Here is a 17587-nt window from a genome sequence, read left to right on the forward strand (position 1 = left end):
CCGGAGTGAGCGCAACGAACGGAGTTGTGCCATGACATCTGCTGACCTTTCGCGCGCTGACGCGCAATCTGCTGCAAACATCCTCTGCTCATATCTTTCTGACCAAGGCCACGCGCTTAGGCTAGAAATCGCCGTTGACATCTGCCAGGCATTGGAACTCACGACCATGGTCGACATCAAGTCCATGGCTCGACCGCGGCGTGACGCCCTTTCCGAACATGCCATAAGGCTGAAGCAGACGCACGCACTTGAAGTCCTAGCTCGTATTACCGGGCACAGTTGCTACATGCGGGCAAAGCAAGCCTCTGCAGAACCTATAGCTACTCACGTCATTCTGTGTGCAGTTGACGGCGAGATGCATGAACCACGAGCAGTAGCGTCCATTGGAGAAGCCGTTACCAGCCTTCTCACGACCGCTCTCGGTCTCATGCCTTCTCGCACGCGACCCGCGTTCTGTAAGGTCTCGCGGCATCCGTGCGGACTCCAACTAGAGGTCAGCCAAGTAGATGCGCCCTGGTTCATGGTGCAGTTGGTCAAGGTCCGGGAAGACAGTCTCGCTTCGGAAAACCTCGTCCTGCAACCGATAGGCGACGATGTATTGCGAGTTGCGCTTCGAAGGGCCATTGCAAACATTGAGCAGGCTCGCTCAACCGCGCTTGTATTGAACGGTGCTGTGCCCGAAAGCCTGTCACCTTGGTATTGCGCAGCATTTAATCTCACAGCACTACGGAGCCGCATCGCGCGCATCGTCTCTGATGAGCGCGAGTTGTTTCTCATGCTTGACGCAACCGGATGCGACAGTTTCCGCGCCGAACATGGCAGCTTCTATTTCGAGGGACGCGATGAAAGTTTCCGCGTCGAGGTAGCGTGGGTCGACATGACTGGCAAGGATGCCGAGGCAAAGAAAGCCGATGCCGCTCCGACACTGAAGTCAGTGTTCCAGCGCTATCTGCGCTACCGTCAGGCCCTACCTGGTAACGTATCGGAAGCTCTGCTCGCTGTTGGTGGTACCGGCAATTCGACCTGGCATGCACGCGCAAGTTACCAACGCATCGAGGCGCTTGCCACAGGGCAGGCCATGACTATCGCCGCGCTAGCGAGCAAAGCAGAAGTCGCCTTCCGCGACGTGAAGCGGCTGCAGGATTTCGAACTCGCCGCGCCGGCGCTGATTATCAAACTGGCGTTGACCCTAGATGTCGCGCCCGGCGATTTGCTCACGCAACACGAAAATGGTCTTGGGTTCGCTGCTGATACCGGCGACCAGTTCATGAAAATGGTATCTGGAGCCATGGCGTACCGATGTCTCGAAGGTAACTCACTGCGCAACGATGGTTTCGGTGACGCACGAAGGCTACTCGAAACAGCAAAAGACATTGCAGAAATCGCGGCGTTCGAAACCGGAGAATATGCGAACAGTTCTAACTCATTCGACGAACTGGCTCCACGCTTCGAAACGATGGCACAAGAGCTGTTGGAAGACGCAAACAGTTGCGGTATCAAGCTGATTTTCAGCCGGGAAGTGGAGTTTGTTCAGTCACGCGACAGGACATTGGGGGACGCGGGCTTTATGGCAATGAACGTCCTGACTATCTGCGCGGAGCGGGCTGATGGTGCAACGTCCACAATGTGGACGTCTATTGACTAGCACCCACACGCCCGGGCAGCCCGTCAGGCTGCTCGGATGTGCGATGGACGCTGAAGTCATCAATTTTTTTTCAGCGAGCCGACCCGTCGGCGTCGTAGTCGCTGCCTATGACGCTGCTATCGATTTGTGACACTGCGGAAAATCCTTCGCGTCCTACAAAACCCACGAGAGCAGAACAGAGTGGATATTTGCGAACAAGGCTGAACAGAACCTTACGTATTCTTCGAGCCTCCTCGGACTCAACGACCATCCACTGCTCATTGAATTCCAGAACCACCACCACCGTAAAGGCGTCGAGTTTCCCCTGACTAACCTCAGCGTAGCCCTGTGCCAAGGCAAATTCAACTGACCGCCGGAACGGCGTTCGCTCAAGTGCCTTGATGAATCTAACTTCATACCCGTGTGCGCCGTCTTCTGTATCCACTCCTAGTATGTCGGGGAAACCTATTGCTTGCGCAGAGTATTCACCCTCTTTTTCTTTCTCCAACCACTCCAAAAAAGCGAACTTTGCCCACTCGCCGGCTTGCTCGACCGGCGAGTTGGGGGCGGATATGCCTTCTCTTTGTCTAGCCCCCCGCTGAATCAGTTCCCGTGTGTGGGATATGCCCTCGACCTGAGTGACTGCTTGCTCCGAGACCTCTGCGCCGAGGTAACTGGCTGCGTGCTTAAGCAACTGGTCTGCGGTGTACATCCAGAAATGTTCCACTTCTGCGACGGCCTTAATCTCGCGAATTAGCTCGGGACGAGGACCAAGAGTTCGGCCATGCTCCTCCCACCACCAGTCCTCCTTTCTATCGGATGTGATGAAAAGAACTAACTTCGTCTTGCTCGCTTTTGTATGGTCGAGAAGCTGACGCCAGATGATGAGGTCGCCGTATTGGCGCTCATACTTTAATCCATCGAAAAGAAAGTGTGCGTCGGCCGGGTTCTTGGCCTTTCCAGCGTCTCGATACCCGGGAGGAATCTTATCGGCGTAGCGTTGTTCTCCGTCTCGCACGAGCGCATCCAGCCCGTCTTGATTCTCCGGCGCCGTGCCTACGCACCCATCACCCAACAGGTCGTCCAGCGCTGTTCGTACCGGGTCATGAGATGAGATATCCATCTGCTCGTTGTGCGCCTTCCTCACTGCTTCGACGATTTTGGCATTCGCTGTCTCGAGTTCCAACAGCATCCCGTCCACGTCGACATCGATGCCCCGCTTCTCCAATTCTAGCCGTTGAAGTTTCTTCCGGGCGTCGTCTACCGTAGCACTAAAGCTGGCCAAAACTTTTTCCGTTTCTGACCGTTCATTCCAAATTGCTGAAAGGCGACGCCGTTGGTATTCAAGAGCGACGTGATGCGGAATCCACAGCCGACCCTTGAGTCGCCCCAAGGCCGACAATAGTGCTTCGCGACCCAATTGGGGGAGGCGATAAAGGTCAAGCAGGACATTGGTGTCAAGAACAATTGTACCTTCCAGCCAAAGCTGCGAAAGCTCATCTGCAGTAGGCGGGTAATAGCCTGAAAAGCTCAAGCGCATTTTTATACTCTGGGGTGATTTGGGCGCCGATATTAACAGCGAGCGGGTAGCCGGAGTAGTCTCGTCGCTACAGCGATATGCGTAAATTTCTTAGGTTGAGCACGGCCTAGGCGGCCCTGTATGGAATCGTGGACGACAGCAGTTTCGGCACAAGCGCTCCTCGTCCGATGCGTTCCAGCATGCGTGCCACAGACAGTCGATGAATATCCGCGGCGGACGTCGGCCCCAAAATAATTTTGTGGACTATTTTGTCTATTAACACCGCTTCATCCGCCACGCCCTTAAGGGGTGCGATGTCAAATTTCAACTTCGGCTCAGCACCACGCGGACCGATATGATAGTCGAGCATCTTCGCCAACAATCCCTCTTGGTCTCGATGCTGCATATACACAATCCGCCATTCTTGCTCCTCGTGAAATCCGGAATGTTTTGTGTACAGCGTGAAAATCAGCAGTCTCTCGAACAGTATCCACGAGGCGAACCGTAATTCCTCGTCGGGGACGCTGTGCGCTTGCAGAATCTCAGCAAATGTTGCGATGATGCCGTCTATCCACTCAATGCGCTCGTTGCGGCTCGCGTATTCGACTTTGCCAATGATTAGAGGCGACTCATCCACCTCATTTAGCTCGCTGGTATCGAAGACGATGCATGCACCGTTTCCGTTGGCCCCGTAGCCACGCCACATTGACAGTAGACCATCATCGTCGTTACGCCGGTGTTGAGCGAAGCAGGCGATATAGACGTCAAACGCGCCCTCCTTCGCAAAGCCATCAAAAAGATTCTCCAAGGGGTTCTTGAAGTCGTTGTAACGGGACTGCGAACCCAAGGCGACTTTCAACTGCTCGTTGCTACGGAACCTTTCACGGCCAGTCAGCATGCCGAACCGAAGCTCCTCAAGGTCGTTCATGAGCAACGGATTGGAGAGCCAGATTTGGCGATACTTGAGTATCGATTCGAGTGTTGATGTGGAGCAGTAGTGAGAGATGAGCGGCTTGGTCGCCGGAAAATTCTCTCCTCGCACGGTCCGTTCTGACAAGAGCGAACGAATCTCCCGCAATGTGACTTCACTCATGGCCAACCTTCCTAAATTTGCAGGCCGCCCTCCGGCTGCGATTTTGTTAAAGAATGCATCAATCATTGTCAAAGAGCGACGTCCTGGCTCTCGACGGATGCGCCTTCGTCTTCACCTATCGCTGCCTCGTATGCAGTGTGCTGCCGAAAACCATTTATTCAGCATAGCTGGGTCGGCCTCAGTTCGACGCACTATCGCGAAACTTTCCCGATACTGGGTCGCAGCTTCCGTGCTGGTCCAGGAGACTTGGAGGTCCATGTCTTAGGCTGTCTCCCGGAGGTCGGCGAGACCCACGCGGAAGAACTCTTTACGAGGAGTCACCTTGTTCACTTGGACCTCCACGAACTTGCGATGAAGCGTTTTCTCTAGGACCGGCGCGTTCTTCAACCAAGTCATCGCTTGTACATCGGATGCAAATGGAATGGTAGCGTCGCCCGTTTCCCGAACTCGGTCCACATGCGAAGAGCTCAATCAGCCGCCCTTGCTCTTGAACAGGCGCTCGTGCATCCACCCCTCATTGGTTGCAACCAGCACTGCCTTGTCTCCAGGGGACCCAGTCACATCATGCTGGACTGACGGGTAAGCGGCCTGGATTGCAGGCTGCTTCGCCCAAGCCGGTGCATCATCGACCTCGTAGAGGTAGTTGACCTGCGAAATCTTGGTGCCGAACATATCCGCCGGCTGAGTGAAGTTCTCGACATCCTTCACCTTGTACTTGCCTCCGCAGAAGGCATCCCAGTTGCCTAAGTTGCCGGCTGCGCCTTTGACGAGATACTTCCTCCCTTCATCGGTAAGCGAATATTCAACGCCCGCCACCATTTGATTGCCGAAGGCAGCCTTAACCTGAGCGTCTTTCGTCGATAGCAAGCCGGCGCTTACCAATGCTGCGGCTTTCTCTGGCGCGTTAATGAAGTCCATGCCCCCCGACTTCTGAAGCGTGAAAGGCAATTCTTTGGCGGGCACCATGACGCACACGCCTTTCTTGGTATCAAGATAGTCCTGGATAGCAGACTGGAAGTTGCTCTTATTCGCATCCTGCTTGCTGCCGCAGCCGGCCAAAGCCAAAAGACCACAAGTAGCGGCCGCAATAACACTCGCCTTCAACATTGAATCACCCCTATGCGCTTTGAATATATTTAGTTGCGTTGCAAGAACGCGCGGCAACAATTATCTCCGCCTTATGTTCCTGCTCCAAGCCGAGTGTGATTATTTCGCCTCAATCTGGTGAATCTTTTCTAAAGGACTAAAGACCTTAAGCTCGGAAGCCGATAACCAGAGGTCACAACCCATTAACAGGATTATCGCGTGAAGTTGCATCTTGCTTTGGCCGCAGTGGCGGTCGCATGCGCCGGTTGCGCCGAGACGGGCGCTGCTTTGCAGAGCCTTAACAGCGGGCTTGCTCAGGTTAATCAGGCAATGGCGCCGAACGGCAGCGGCGCGCCCGCCATGTTTGGACCATCGCTCTCCGCCGAGCAGCAAGGACAGCTGCGCAGCGCGCTGACGGCTTCGCTGTCGTCGCGCGATGCTGCATTCCGCAACGCGGTCGGCTCGGCGCAACCGGTGATGCTCTCAGTCATGTCCAAGGCCGCGTGCTATCAGGACTCGAATGATTCCCGTGTCCTGAGCATGTATACCTCAGCCCGCATTGGCAACGGATATATCCCAAGCCCATGGGTATCGATGAAATACGCTCCAAAGAACCGCTGCCTCAGCATTTTGCGCACGGACTCGTGGACGCAGAAGTCGCTCAACGCTTTCCAGTATCGGACCGTCTACTACAGCCCGGAGAGCGGCGAGAGCCAGGCTCTCTTCTATGAGTTCATCAATCAGGATGGTTCGTGGCTGCTGAATAACGCGTACTACTGACCGGAGCGCTTACCGCAATGACCACATCAATCACGTGGTGGGAGAAGACGGTTGAGTACGCATTCGTCCTGCAGACCGCAACTTTTGTCGACTTTGCTGCGCCGCTTGCCGGCGTCGAAGAACGCGCTGGCGACGGCATCTTCGCGAGCGACTCAAAGCTGCTCCTTATTGAGTTCAAGCGAAGCTTTGACGCACTCTCGTCAGAGCAAAAGAAATTTGTGAACTTCGAGCAGGCTGCAGAGAAGCTGGGCGATTATGACGCACATCACTTCATCGTCTATGGGGACGAGGTCAGCGAAGAAAACACTGGAAAACCATCGCTGCGTCTCGTCGCACGAACATACTTCTCAGGGAAGGAGTTGGAGCCTCTCAGCGCGGTCTTTGATGCAGGCTCGTCGAAGGAAAACTTCGACAACTATCTGCGTGAACTATTGGAATTCAAACGGTCCGACGGTAGAAGTAGTGGCACTATTAGCCCGTCAGCTTACGCCTCAGTAATCGGAGTATCCAAATCCCGAGGCGTGAAGACTGTGTCCATGAGTGAGTATCTACAACGTGTACTCAAATACGAGTACACGATGGAGTTGTCTCAAGCCCCCGCCCAGAGCGGAACGCCGCGAATGGGAGGGCCGTTCTAAGCTCTTAGGTCCGCGCCCGTCCTCTGCTTAGCTGCAATGCCGCGGGGGGCACGCAGCCAATGTTAGAACGTGACCGCGGACTCCCTCCTTTTATTTGCTCGCGCCGGCTTGCTGCACCGCTGCCGTGGTTTGAGCCGCGACGTAATGCAAGTCCTCAAGATTCTTCACGGCTTCGTCAGGTGACTCGAGCGACGGAATTATCCTACCGACAAGCAATCCAAATCCAACGCTGGTCTTAACGTATTTCGTTTCGCCCGCATCAAGCTTGAACGACACAGTCTTCTCGGTCTCAGTGGCGGTCGAAACGACGTATTGGCCGGCGGGCTCATCGACATAGAAGAATCCGCCCGGTTGCGATTTGCCGACCTGTGTGCCGTTCAGGTTGATGCTCGGCTGCAAGGCGGCGCCAAACATAGAGTTCGAACGATAGAAGTAGATTCGGCCTTGGGCCTCTTTCAACGTCGGAATAGACGAAGCGACTTCCTTGTACTGAGGACCGCTTGCGCACCCGGATGCGACAAGCGTCGCGAAGGCGCTGGTTACTAACGCTTTTAGCAACTTATTCATCGGTTCTCTCGATTGTTATGGGTTGTGGTGGTTCAAGGGGTGAAAAGTGCGACTCACCGGGCAGGAAAAAGCCGACTATGACGTCTGTCTTCATCACCAGATACGCCTCGTGAACCTGACGACCTTCGATGGTGAACACATCGCCTACCGGCCTAAGAACGACTCCCTGAGCAATCGTCCCCACTGGCTGCCATAACGAGCCGCTACGCACCGTGCGCGAATAGCCCGACGTGAGCCTGACGTTGACGGAGCTGGTCACCCGAACGCGTTGCTGGGTTGCGATTGCCGGTACGAGCTCGGTGCCCTGTACCGGTATCGAGGGAGCGCATGCGCAAAGCATCAGCGCAGCAATGCTGACGAAAACGGCTTTGGTGACCACAGTTGACGTTTCCCTATAGTGTCCGGCGACTTGATATCGGCACCACTGGGAAAAACTTAAGGCACATCGACTCTGTGAGGGACAAGAGCAGAGCTGCGGTTCTCAAGCCATCTCGTGGTTGCTTTGCCGTTCAAGGGTGCCGCTGCGCCTTGAGGGCGAGCTGCCGGAGCAAGACTTTGCTCGCATTCATGCTATCGTCCCGTGCGCTGGCGGGCTTGAGAGACCGCTGCGAAGAGACCATAGAGAAAAAGGAAAACGATTATGTTTAAACGGATAGTGGCCGCTGTATTTGCTATTGCGATGCTGTGCATTCTCGGATGCGGAGAACAGAAAAGGCAGGCAGAACCTTCTCTGCTCGAAGATATCTCGGGCGTATGGAAAGAGAAAACCGGAAACGGGTTGATGACGCTGCAGTATGCAGACAAGAAGGTCAGAATGTTGATGGACGACACGTTCGTCCCCGTCACCGTCGGTGCAATCGACAATGAAAACAACACGGTCAATTTCAACATCGTTGTTGCGACCACGGGCAAGCCGGCCGTGTGGACTATTCGCCAAATCTGGAATACCGATAAGTCGGCGTTCCACCTGATGTTGACCCTGCACGACGGCACGCAGGACGACTTCAGCTTCGTTCGAAAGGTTTCGACCGACGACCTGAATCACATTGCAAGTCTGGAGACGCCCCCGCAGGCCGAAAACACGGCTCAAACGGCGACGGCCGCCGCTACGCAGCAAGCGCCTGCCGCACGGCAAGCAACCCAAGCCGAAAATCAGGCGGCTCAACGTGACGAGCAAGCGGCTCAGCCGACGAAAGTCTCCGCGCCGGTCGCCACTCTGGAAGCACCACCTGCGCCGACGGTCCCTGTAGCCGCGACCGACAACTCATCCGCTGTGCAGCCGACAGCATTTGCACCCAGCTTCGACTGCTCGAAGGTCTCCACCGGTCCGGAACGTTTGATTTGCGGCTCGCCGCAGCTCTCTGCGCTCGATGTTGAACTGAGTCAGGCGTACAAGCGGCAAATGGACCTGACTGGGGACAAGAAGCAGTTGAAGGCCGACCAGATTGACTGGCGCAAAAAGGAACGTGATGCCTGCTCCACGGCCGATTGCCTGGCACAGGCATACCGCAGCCGTATCGACGACCTCGAGGCTGTCAGCAGCCACCTGTCGAAACCTTCACAGTTCCAATGAAGAGCAGCGTTTAGCGTCGACAACGAGACCCGCGCTGTGCTGGTCTTTTTTTGTCCCGCATCAGCGCAGTCGGCCGGCCCGACGCGCTGATGGATGGGTGCCTATCGCGGAATAAAGCGAGTGTGGCTGCCACTTTTGGAAATCTGGCCATGGAGACGGAGGCGCTCCAGACTTGTGTTAGTGAACTCAATGATGAGTTGGACGACGGCAACGATGGTCTAGCGGAAAAGCAGAAGAGGGCGAAGCGCTAAGCATATGCAAAGTGAGCGTTGCTGCGGTATAGGCTCAGACAACACGCGACGCCACTGAGCCCTTGACGGCCCACCCCGAACTGGCTCAAACATTGGTAACTCGGTGTTACCAATTTCGCAGCGCCGTTTCACCTATGCGCAACAACCCCTCCTAGACTTCGAGCCATGTTCACTGATGCGACACGCTATGCGTGCGGGGAGTAGGAAAAATGAATAGCAAACTCGTTGGGGCTGCACTCGGTCTTGCTGCGTCCGCCGCGGCGTCGGCGCACGTGGACATAGGCGTAGGCGTCGGCATCCCGGTCGGAATCTATGCGCCGGCAGAGCCAGTGTACGCACCGCCACCACCGGTGGTCTATGCTCCGCCACCACCACCGGTCATATACGGCCAGCCGCCAGTCGCGGTGGTGTACGGCGGTGACGACGACTGGAGGGCAAGAGAATGGCGCGAGCGTGAATGGCGCCGCCAGGAATGGCGTGAACATGAGTGGCGCGAACGTGAATGGCGGGGATATTGAAACGACGCCTGAAGGCGCCACATCCGAAAAATCCGACCTCAGAGTATCTTTGAATGAAAGCCAGCTTGATAAGAGGCGCCTTGATTGCAACGACGCTCGCCTTCGCGACTGCAGGCACGGCAAACGCTGCAGGCTGTCTCAAGGGAGCCGTGGTGGGCGGAGTCGCGGGACATTACGCGGGGCACCACGCTGTAGTTGGCGCGGTCGGTGGCTGCGTGGTCGGCAGGCATCTGGCGAAGCAGCACGCTCAACAGCAAGCCGAGCAGCAGGCACAACGGCAAACCGCTCAACGTCAGGCAACACAGCCACAATAGGACTTCGACGCCGCGGGGTGCCCGGTGGACCGGCAACTCTCTGGTTCCACCGGGCACCCGCCAATTACGTTGAGGACGTAATCTCGGCGCCAGACTCGACTGAGGTCACCGGAGCTGGCAGGGCCACGCTCTGGCGCGGCCCATTTTTCGCAGGTACCCTCGCGCTCACGGCCTTCTTGGCAACCACTTTCCTGGCCGCAACCTTCTTCGTCGGTGCGGTCTTTGTCGCTGCGACCTTCTTGACGATGTCTTTTTTGGCAACTGCCTTTTTGGCCGAAAGTTTCGTCTCCGTCGAAGCACTCACATCGGCCGCTGCATTAGCGCCAGCAATCAAAAACTTCGTCCGGTCTTTCGCACCGGCAAGCCATGTCGGAGCCGGACCACGTCCGCTCCAGGTCGCGCCGGACTTCGGGTCGCGATACTTAGCCGGCTGCGGACCTTTCGGCTGACCCTGGGTAGAAGTCGCACCGACTGTCTTCGCCTCCGTCTTCTTGCCGACCACCTTCGCTTTGCTCACAACACCTGCGGTCGTCGTAACGGTCGCGTCAGCGTCGGCTGCAATCAGAAATTTGCTGCGGTCCTTAACGTTAGCAAGCCAGGCCGGCGCGCGGCCGTGACCAGTCCATGTCGCTCCGGTTTTGGGGTGCTGATACTTCGGCGCAGCTTTAGTCTTGGTGACATCGGCAATTTTCGTCTTGCCAGCAGCGGTGCTGACCTTCAGCCCTTTCGCCACTCGCTTTGCCGACGCCTTGGCTTCAATGTCTGCCGTCGTTAAACCATGCTTCAGCATGATGTCGCGGATTTGGTCGATGGCGTCCTGCGCTTTCTTTGCAAGCAATGCCTCGGCTTGAGCGTGCAGCTTCTTTAACCGAGCCTGGATTTGTTCGAGTGTCGCCATATAAGCTCCCTTTGTCGTTGATAAATTGACCGCACTATGCCACGGTCGCGCGCTCGAAGCTATGAGTGCATCGGTGCCGTCAGGTTACTAAATAAATCAAAGCCGGAGCCACCTCCGAAACGGGATACGACCTTCACATCACGCGCAAAGAGAACTGGTTCGTCGACGAGCCTGAAATCGGTCTTGACGAGTGGAAGTCTTTTATAGATACGGATGACGAAATACGGCTCGATGGCTATGCTGAGGCAAAGCTGCCCGATGGAAATGCGCGGCGTGTGGACAGCGAGCGGCTAGCCGTCTGGACCTTATATAGCGGCAGCACGGCTAACGGAAACATGGCGTGGTTCGATTTCCGGTCCGGTAATGTTGTCGTCAAGAATCCCGATGTCGCCATTCTTAGTAAGATGTGGAAAATCGCTCAGAAACTAGGCGCTCGGGTGCAGGGCGACGATGGTGAGATTTACGGTTCTGATGGAAGTGTCGTTGCGTTGCAAGCTTCTCTTTAACCTTTGGCGGTTTCGACCCGATGCCCGCGCACTCACCGCCGCGGCACCGTGCATCGCGACAGCCGGTCAAGTATTTCGGAAGGTAAGCATCTTTGCGGTCGAAGTCGTCTTCGATGATTCTCCAGGCAATTCAAATTGCCATAGATGCGGCCGTGCGGATGCTGGTGGACGCTCACAACACAGTTGGCTTACTCGGCAATTCACTGTGCGTATCCCGTTGAGCCGGAAAGTGCCTCCTCAGCAACTCTGTTACCTGCTCCACACCGCGCAGCACGCCTGTCTCATACCTCCCGCTCCGAAACTCTGCCTCCATGTTCTGGCAGATGGCTTCCCACTCTGCAGCGTGCACCTTGCTGTGCACACCACGGTCCGCGACTATCTCCACATCGCGGTCCGCGAGCAGCAGGTAGATGAGTACGCCGTTATTGTGCTCAGTGTCCCAGACCCGAAGCTCCGAGAAGACATCAATCGCGCGCTCTCTTGCCGACATCCCCTTCAGCAGCACACCGATGTGAAGCGCACCCTCGACCGCAAATCGGACCTGGCCTATATGTGCTCTGTGGCTTTCCCGAACCGCTTTTTCGATTGCGCGCAGAGTCTTGGGAGGAAAGGCAAGGTTCACGTGCCAGCGGCTCATGAACAGGTGTCTCACGACGCGTTTGATGTCCATGGCTACCATCTTCCCGAAGCGCCGCCACCACCAAACCCGCCGCCACCACCCCGGAAGGTGGTCCGGCCCGACCCGCCCCCGAGTCCACCGATAGCACGCCCTCCGACGTAGGCACCGAGCCCGCTACCGAGTAAGGTAAACGCGAGTGCAATCGCGCCGGCGACGACAGCGACAAAGAGCGTTCCGGACAACAGCCATGCGATGCCCGCAACGGCGCCGCCGGTCACGACTGAGCCAGGCAGGCGTCCCAGCAGAGAGCGAAGTACACCACCAACTACCATGGTAAGCACGAAGAGGATAGGCAAGTAACCTCCGAATTTCCCGGCGGTACCGTTCGCATTTTTATCTGGCGGCGGCAAAGGCTCGCCGTTGATGACATTCATGATGCTGTCAACACCCGCCTCAATGCCGCCGTAAAAATCGCCCTGTCTGAATCTTGGGACAATCACTTCGTTGATGATGCGATTGCTGGTGGCGTCGGTAAGCACGCCCTCGAGGCCATAGCCCACTTCGATACGCAGCGTCCGGTCGTTCTTTGCGACGATAAGCAGCACGCCGTCGTCGATACGCTTGCGCCCAAGCTTCCATTGTTCAACGACGCGTATCGAATATTGCTCGATGGTTTCCGGCTGAGTGGTGGGGACGATGAGCACCGAGATTTGGCTCCCCTTTTTGTTCTCGAACGCCTGCAAGGTTTGCTCCAGCCCGGACCGTTGCTCGCTGGTGAGCGTGCCCGTCTCGTCGGTGACGCGCGCGGTCAGCGCCGGAATCGCGACGTCCGCGCTGGCGACAGACGAGCAGAATGGGATGAGCGCGAGCAGCAGAACCCTCGCTGCTTTCAGGATGTTCAATTGGTCACTCCACTCGCCGGCTTCGGCGCTGTATCGAAATTGACCTGCGGAGGCCGGGCAATCTCGGCTTCATTTGACACAGAGAAGTTGGGCTTTTCCTTATAGCCGAAGACACTCGCCGTCAGGTTGGACGGAAACGACCGCACCGTAGTGTTGTAGTCCTGAACAGCCTTGATGTACCGGTTTCTGGCAACTGTAATGCGATTCTCGGTACCTTCGAGTTGCGCCTGCAGGTCGCGGAAATTTGCGTCGGACTTTAATTGCGGATAGTTCTCTGACACGACCAGCAGCCTTGATAGCGAACTTGTCAACTGGGCTTGCGCCGCTTCAAACTTCGCAAATGCTTGCGGGTCGTTGATAAGCTCCGGGCTTGCCTGCACCGAACCCACTCTCGCGCGGGCTTCCGTCACACGCATAAGCACTTCTTTTTCCTGGCTCGCATAGCCTTTGACTGTATTCACGAGGTTGGGAATTAGGTCGGCGCGACGCTGATACTGATTCAATACCTCAGACCAGCTGGCCTTCACCTGTTCGTCCTGAGTTTGGATAGCGTTGTAGCCGCAGCCGGAGATTCCCAGCACGACTACCGTCATCAACCACGTCAACATTGCGCGCATTGGAGTGTTCCTGTCGTCAGTCTGCGTTCGCTTTAATTCTTCTAGCGGCCCGTCCCCACAGACGTACGGCCTCCAACCTGTCAGCGACGGCACTTTCAACCTACGCCTGACCGTTCGACCGCGATTGACGCAGGTCAAGTTCGTTCCGGAATCCTCCCCGGTTACCAGAATCTGCGTTGCCGAGGTGATGGGCCGGGCCAGGACGAAAGCCGCATGCATCCTGACCTCCGCAGAGAGGCCAAGCACCGTCGCGCGGTGCAACGACCCTGTATCAACCTTCAGACAAACATGCCTCCCAGCCGCGACGTATGTTCCTTGAGCTAGGTCAATCGGGTCCGCATGCGCGTCGATAGAGTAAATGGTATGCAACCAATAGTTCGGGGAAAAATCATGAACAGCCAACAAAAAACATCGACTCTCGCATCCATTGCTGGGGCAGTCGTTGCCCTGTTACTCGCATTCGGCTCGCCTCTCTCACAAGGCGCATCACCGGATGTTGACGCTCACGGCCACGGCGCGGGCGCTTCACAAGGCGCAAAGGCGTCGAAGGCGCAGCCAAAATCGCTTAGCGACGCCGACGCTCAAATGAAGAAGATGCAGGAAATACACGAGCGAATGATGGCGGCAAAGACCCCTGAAGAAAGGGCAAAGCTGATGGATGAACAAATGCAGGCCATGCAGCAGGGCATGGCCATGATGAACGGCATGAAGAATCCTCACGGCAGCATGGGCCCGAACGGCATGCGTCACGACATGATGGAGAAGCGCATGGACATGATGCAGATGATGATGACCATGATGATGGACAGGCAGTCCATCGAAAACGCGCCAGCCGCCAAATGACGGTGCAGGTGCCGACGAATTCAATGTGAAAATGTCTGCTCAGGAAACACCGCCGTTCTGGAAGTCGCGTGGCGCCATCGCATTGATGGGATTTGCGGCCGTGGCCACCTTTTTCATGTTCTCCGAACACCGCGCGCATTTTCTTGGCGTATTGCCATATCTCATCTTCCTCGCGTGCCCACTGATGCACCTCTTTATGCATCACGGACATCACCATGGAACGCAGGTCGAGGCGCAACATTCAGACCCGCAGGGAGGTCATGATGAACGACCCAGCTAGTGGATATGGATTGTGGGGACTGGTTGCCATCAACTCCCTCATCTTCATCATTTTCGCGTTCAGCTTCTTCAAGCCCAATACCGCACGCGACTGGCGGACGTTCGGCGGATTCTCGGCCTTCGTGGTTGCGCTGTTCGCAGAGATGTACGGCTTTCCGCTCACCATCTACCTTTTGTCCGGGTGGTTGCAGAACCGCTTTCCGAAAGTGAACCTGTTGAACCACGACTCAGGACATCTCTGGTGGACGATGACCGGTCAGCATGGCAACCCACACCTTGCGTTTCCGCATCTCGCCAGTTTCGCCCTCATCTTCGGCGGCTTCTACCTGCTCTCAACGTCCTGGCATGTTCTCTACGAAGCGCAGCGCAAAGGCCAATTGGCGACAACGGGTCCGTACGCCAAAGTCCGACACCCTCAGTATGTCGCTTTCGTCATCGTCATGACCGGATTCTTGCTCCAGTGGCCGACACTCGTGACGCTTGTCATGTTCCCGATTCTGGTTGCGATGTACATGCACCTTGCGCGGCAAGAAGAGCGTGATTCGGAGTTACGTTTCGGTGAGGCGTGGCGGGATTACGCAGCACATACACCTCGGTACGTCCCAAAGCTATCCAGCAGCGATACTGCACACGCCCAATAGCGCGTCGCGGAGGCCTTTTAATGTCTGAATCGCACGCCCACGCCGCTGGCCCAGTCCCCATCGGCTCCAATCAAGTGTCTGAAGTCCAACGCAAAGGCGAGACGGGCGTCGTCTACACGTGCCCGATGCACCCTCAGATACGAGCGTCGGCACCGGGCAATTGCCCGATTTGCGGTATGACACTCGAGCCTGTGACTCCGCTCGCGGGAGAGGAGCGGAACGTCGAACTCGAGTCGATGACGCACCGCTTCTGGGTCGCGCTTGCGCTGTCAATACCGCTACTGGTAATGACCATGGGTCCGATGGTTTCGTCTTACGACCTTGGCGCGCTCGTGAACCATATTGGAGACAGCCTGGCTCTGCCACACTGGATGCCCGCATCGTGGGCACAGTGCGTCCAGGCGGTACTCGCCACGCCGGTCGTCCTGTGGGCCGGGTGGCCTTTCCTCGAGCGCGGCTGGAATTCATTCAGGACGTGGCAGCTGAATATGTTCAGCCTGATTGGACTCGGCGTGGCCACCGCGTACGGCTTCAGCCTGTTCGCGCTGTTCTTTCCCGACACGCTGCCGCATGCATTCCGACGCGGGCACGAGTTGCCGCTGTATTTCGAAGCCGCCTCCGTTATCGTCACGCTCATTCTTCTCGGGCAAGTGCTTGAACTCCGCGCGCGGTCACGCACCTCGAGTGCCATCAAGGATTTGCTTAACCTCGCGCCACATACCGCGATTCGGGTGAGGCCTGACGGAACCGAAGAAGCCGTCCCTCTCGAGGCGGTCGCTGTCGGCGACATACTCCGCGTAAAACCTGGCTCGAAGGTACCGGTAGATGGCGTCGTCACAACCGGCGGTTCCAGCGTCGACGAATCCATGATTACGGGGGAGTCCATCCCATCAGAAAAGGCGGCTGGAAGCACGGTGACCGGCGCGACGGTCAATCAGACCGGAACTTTTCTGATGCGAGCAGAAAAAGTCGGCTCGGATACGTTGCTCGCGAGAATCGTGCAGATGGTTGCCGACGCTGGCCGCTCCCGTGCTCCCATCCAGAAACTGGCCGACCAGGTGTCAGGATGGTTCGTGCTAGGCGTTATGGCTTGCGCGGCGGTCTCGTTCGTCGTCTGGGCTGTCATAGGGCCAGCGCCGGCGCTCGCGAATGCGTTGGTCGTCGCTATCAGCGTTCTAATCATCGCGTGCCCGTGTGCACTCGGCCTGGCAACGCCTGTCTCCATCATCGTAGGGGTTGGGCGCGGTGCTAAAGAGGGCGTTCTCATCAAGGACGCAGAGGCTCTCGAATTGATGGAGAAAGTGGATACGTTGGTGGTCGACAAGACCGGTACCCTCACTGAAGGAAAGCCGCGCGTGCAAACCGTTGTGGCGCTGGCGGACCAGTCAGAGTTGTCCGTACTGAGTTATGCGGCCAGTCTTGAAGGGCCGAGTGAACATCCATTGGCACAGGCTATTGTCACGCAGGCGCAGGAGAACAAGGTGCCGACAAAGCCCGTTGATGCATTCGAAGCAGTCGTGGGCAAAGGCGTGAGCGGCCGGATTGACGGCCGGGTCGCATTGTTGGGCAATACAGTGCTCATGGACGATGCGCAAGTCGATTGCACTGCGGTAGGAGCAGACGTGGACCGGCTGCGTCAAGCCGGTCAGACAATCATGTATCTCGCCATCGACGGAAGGCTCGCGGGTTATATCGGCGTGGCTGACCCGGTCAAGGCCACAACACGGGAGGCAGTTCAGTTGCTGCGGGCGTCCGGCATCAAAATCATCATGCTGACCGGCGATAATCCCATCACAGCCAACGCGGTGGCAAAATCCCTGGCGCTCGACGGCGTCAAGGCCGGCGTACTGCCTCAGGACAAATACAAGCACGTCCAGGAGTTGCAGCAGCAAGGTCATGTTGTCGCCATGGCGGGCGACGGTGTCAACGATGCGCCCGCTCTCGCTCAGGCTAATGTCGGAATTGCAATGGGCACTGGTACAGATGTGGCAATGAACAGCGCACGCGTGGTACTCGTCAAGGGCGACCTGCGGGGCATCGCGCGGGCCAGGACCTTGAGCATCGCCACAATGAAGAATATCCGGCAGAACCTCTTCTTTGCGTTCGCGTATAACGTGATTGGAATTCCCGTCGCAGCGGGTGTCCTGTATCCGTGGCTGGGCATCCTCCTAAGCCCCATTATCGCGAGCGCGGCGATGGCATTGAGCTCGGTATCCGTGATTGGAAATGCGCTCCGTTTGCGGGGCGCCCGTACGTAGCATAGGCATGCAGCCGCGAAGCGTAGGGACGGGGCTCTCGTCTGAACAGCTTCGTTCGACC

At 56.9% G+C, this 17587-nt stretch carries 21 protein-coding genes; 11 read left to right on the forward strand and 10 right to left on the reverse strand.

Features of this window, described 5'->3' with window-relative positions; genetic code table 11:
- Positions 1-31: 31 nt before the first annotated feature.
- On the forward strand, positions 32-1645 hold the full coding sequence (locus tag P0D71_RS06910; protein ID WP_408479544.1) for a hypothetical protein: 1614 nt from the start codon (positions 32-34) through the stop codon (positions 1643-1645).
- Between the two features lie 70 nt (positions 1646-1715).
- On the opposite strand, the gene P0D71_RS06915 is transcribed toward P0D71_RS06910, so the two are convergent.
- The 4 genes from P0D71_RS06915 to P0D71_RS06930 all read right to left on the reverse strand — a co-directional run bounded on the left by P0D71_RS06915 (position 1716) and on the right by P0D71_RS06930 (position 5343).
- Positions 1716-3164 (reverse strand): PIN-like domain-containing protein, encoded by a 1449-nt coding sequence (locus tag P0D71_RS06915; protein ID WP_408479545.1) that lies wholly within the window; start codon positions 3162-3164, stop codon positions 1716-1718.
- A 106-nt stretch (positions 3165-3270) separates the two neighbouring features.
- Positions 3271-4236, reverse strand: a complete 966-nt coding sequence (locus tag P0D71_RS06920) for a DUF2971 domain-containing protein (protein ID WP_408479546.1) — start codon at positions 4234-4236, stop codon at positions 3271-3273.
- Between the two features lie 261 nt (positions 4237-4497).
- The gene (locus P0D71_RS06925) at positions 4498-4632 is read right to left on the reverse strand and encodes a GIY-YIG nuclease family protein (protein WP_408479547.1); all 135 of its coding nucleotides are present in this window, start codon (positions 4630-4632) and stop codon (positions 4498-4500) included.
- A gap of 75 nt (positions 4633-4707) precedes the next feature.
- Positions 4708-5343, reverse strand: a complete 636-nt coding sequence (locus tag P0D71_RS06930) for an SEN1982 family lipoprotein (RefSeq protein ID WP_408479548.1) — start codon at positions 5341-5343, stop codon at positions 4708-4710.
- A 216-nt stretch (positions 5344-5559) separates the two neighbouring features.
- Here P0D71_RS06930 and P0D71_RS06935 point away from each other — a divergent pair, with 216 nt between their 5' ends.
- On the forward strand, positions 5560-6102 hold the full coding sequence (locus tag P0D71_RS06935; protein ID WP_408479549.1) for a hypothetical protein: 543 nt from the start codon (positions 5560-5562) through the stop codon (positions 6100-6102).
- Between the two features lie 17 nt (positions 6103-6119).
- Positions 6120-6740: a hypothetical protein gene (locus P0D71_RS06940; protein WP_408479550.1), complete on the forward strand. Its 621-nt coding sequence runs from the start codon at positions 6120-6122 to the stop codon at positions 6738-6740.
- 90 nt (positions 6741-6830) lie between these two features.
- Here the strand turns inward: P0D71_RS06940 and P0D71_RS06945 are convergent, their stop codons facing one another.
- Together P0D71_RS06945 and P0D71_RS06950 are read right to left on the reverse strand one after the other, a co-directional pair.
- Positions 6831-7307 carry a DUF2846 domain-containing protein gene (locus P0D71_RS06945; protein ID WP_408479551.1) on the reverse strand — a complete coding sequence of 159 codons (477 nt, stop codon included), beginning with the start codon at positions 7305-7307 and terminating at the stop codon, positions 6831-6833.
- A complete protein-coding gene (locus P0D71_RS06950) occupies positions 7300-7686 on the reverse strand; it encodes a hypothetical protein (RefSeq protein WP_408479552.1) in 387 nt (128 codons plus the stop codon). Before P0D71_RS06950 ends, P0D71_RS06945 begins: the two co-directional genes overlap by 8 nt.
- 261 nt (positions 7687-7947) lie before the next feature.
- Between P0D71_RS06950 and P0D71_RS06955 the strand changes: the two genes are divergently transcribed.
- The 3 genes from P0D71_RS06955 (at position 7948) to P0D71_RS06965 (ending at position 9963) form a co-directional block, all read left to right on the forward strand.
- Positions 7948-8880 carry a lysozyme inhibitor LprI family protein gene (locus tag P0D71_RS06955; RefSeq protein ID WP_408479553.1) on the forward strand — a complete coding sequence of 311 codons (933 nt, stop codon included), beginning with the start codon at positions 7948-7950 and terminating at the stop codon, positions 8878-8880.
- A 460-nt stretch (positions 8881-9340) separates the two neighbouring features.
- On the forward strand, positions 9341-9649 hold the full coding sequence (locus P0D71_RS06960; protein WP_408479554.1) for a hypothetical protein: 309 nt from the start codon (positions 9341-9343) through the stop codon (positions 9647-9649).
- A gap of 53 nt (positions 9650-9702) precedes the next feature.
- Complete coding sequence (locus P0D71_RS06965) at positions 9703-9963, forward strand: hypothetical protein (protein ID WP_408181485.1); 261 nt, start codon at positions 9703-9705, stop codon at positions 9961-9963.
- A gap of 64 nt (positions 9964-10027) precedes the next feature.
- Here P0D71_RS06965 and P0D71_RS06970 read toward each other — a convergent pair whose 3' ends face one another.
- Complete coding sequence (locus P0D71_RS06970) at positions 10028-10861, reverse strand: H-NS family nucleoid-associated regulatory protein (RefSeq protein ID WP_408181483.1); 834 nt, start codon at positions 10859-10861, stop codon at positions 10028-10030.
- Between the two features lie 335 nt (positions 10862-11196).
- Between P0D71_RS06970 and P0D71_RS06975 the strand changes: the two genes are divergently transcribed.
- A complete protein-coding gene (locus tag P0D71_RS06975; protein ID WP_408479555.1) occupies positions 11197-11367 on the forward strand; it encodes a hypothetical protein in 171 nt (56 codons plus the stop codon).
- Positions 11368-11539: 172 nt separating this feature from the next.
- Here the strand turns inward: P0D71_RS06975 and P0D71_RS06980 are convergent, their stop codons facing one another.
- Genes P0D71_RS06980 through P0D71_RS06990 form a run of 3 tightly spaced genes read right to left on the reverse strand, consistent with a single transcriptional unit; the run spans position 11540 to position 13505 of the window.
- Entirely contained in the window at positions 11540-12037 is a 498-nt protein-coding gene (locus P0D71_RS06980; protein ID WP_408181481.1) for a TPM domain-containing protein, read from the reverse strand.
- 2 nt (positions 12038-12039) lie between these two features.
- Positions 12040-12888 carry a TPM domain-containing protein gene (locus P0D71_RS06985; RefSeq protein WP_408181479.1) on the reverse strand — a complete coding sequence of 283 codons (849 nt, stop codon included), beginning with the start codon at positions 12886-12888 and terminating at the stop codon, positions 12040-12042.
- Positions 12885-13505, reverse strand: coding sequence for a LemA family protein (locus P0D71_RS06990; protein ID WP_408181476.1), 621 nt, complete (start codon positions 13503-13505; stop codon positions 12885-12887). The genes P0D71_RS06985 and P0D71_RS06990 overlap by 4 nt, the downstream gene beginning before the upstream one ends.
- Positions 13506-13895: 390 nt before the next feature.
- Here P0D71_RS06990 and P0D71_RS06995 point away from each other — a divergent pair, with 390 nt between their 5' ends.
- The 4 genes from P0D71_RS06995 to P0D71_RS07010 are packed head-to-tail and all read left to right on the forward strand — an operon-like array spanning position 13896 to position 17526.
- The gene (locus P0D71_RS06995; RefSeq protein ID WP_408181474.1) at positions 13896-14348 is read left to right on the forward strand and encodes a hypothetical protein; all 453 of its coding nucleotides are present in this window, start codon (positions 13896-13898) and stop codon (positions 14346-14348) included.
- Between the two features lie 31 nt (positions 14349-14379).
- Positions 14380-14628: a DUF2933 domain-containing protein gene (locus P0D71_RS07000; protein WP_408181825.1), complete on the forward strand. Its 249-nt coding sequence runs from the start codon at positions 14380-14382 to the stop codon at positions 14626-14628.
- Positions 14612-15268, forward strand: a complete 657-nt coding sequence (locus P0D71_RS07005) for a methyltransferase family protein (RefSeq protein WP_095417087.1) — start codon at positions 14612-14614, stop codon at positions 15266-15268. The genes P0D71_RS07000 and P0D71_RS07005 overlap by 17 nt, the downstream gene beginning before the upstream one ends.
- Before the next feature lie 20 nt (positions 15269-15288).
- Positions 15289-17526 (forward strand): copper-transporting P-type ATPase, encoded by a 2238-nt coding sequence (locus P0D71_RS07010; RefSeq protein ID WP_408181472.1) that lies wholly within the window; start codon positions 15289-15291, stop codon positions 17524-17526.
- The last annotated feature ends 61 nt before the right edge of the window (positions 17527-17587 follow it).

The sequence above is a fragment of the Paraburkholderia sp. RL17-383-BIF-A genome (assembly GCF_046028015.1).
In the GTDB taxonomy this organism is placed as follows: domain Bacteria; phylum Pseudomonadota; class Gammaproteobacteria; order Burkholderiales; family Burkholderiaceae; genus Paraburkholderia.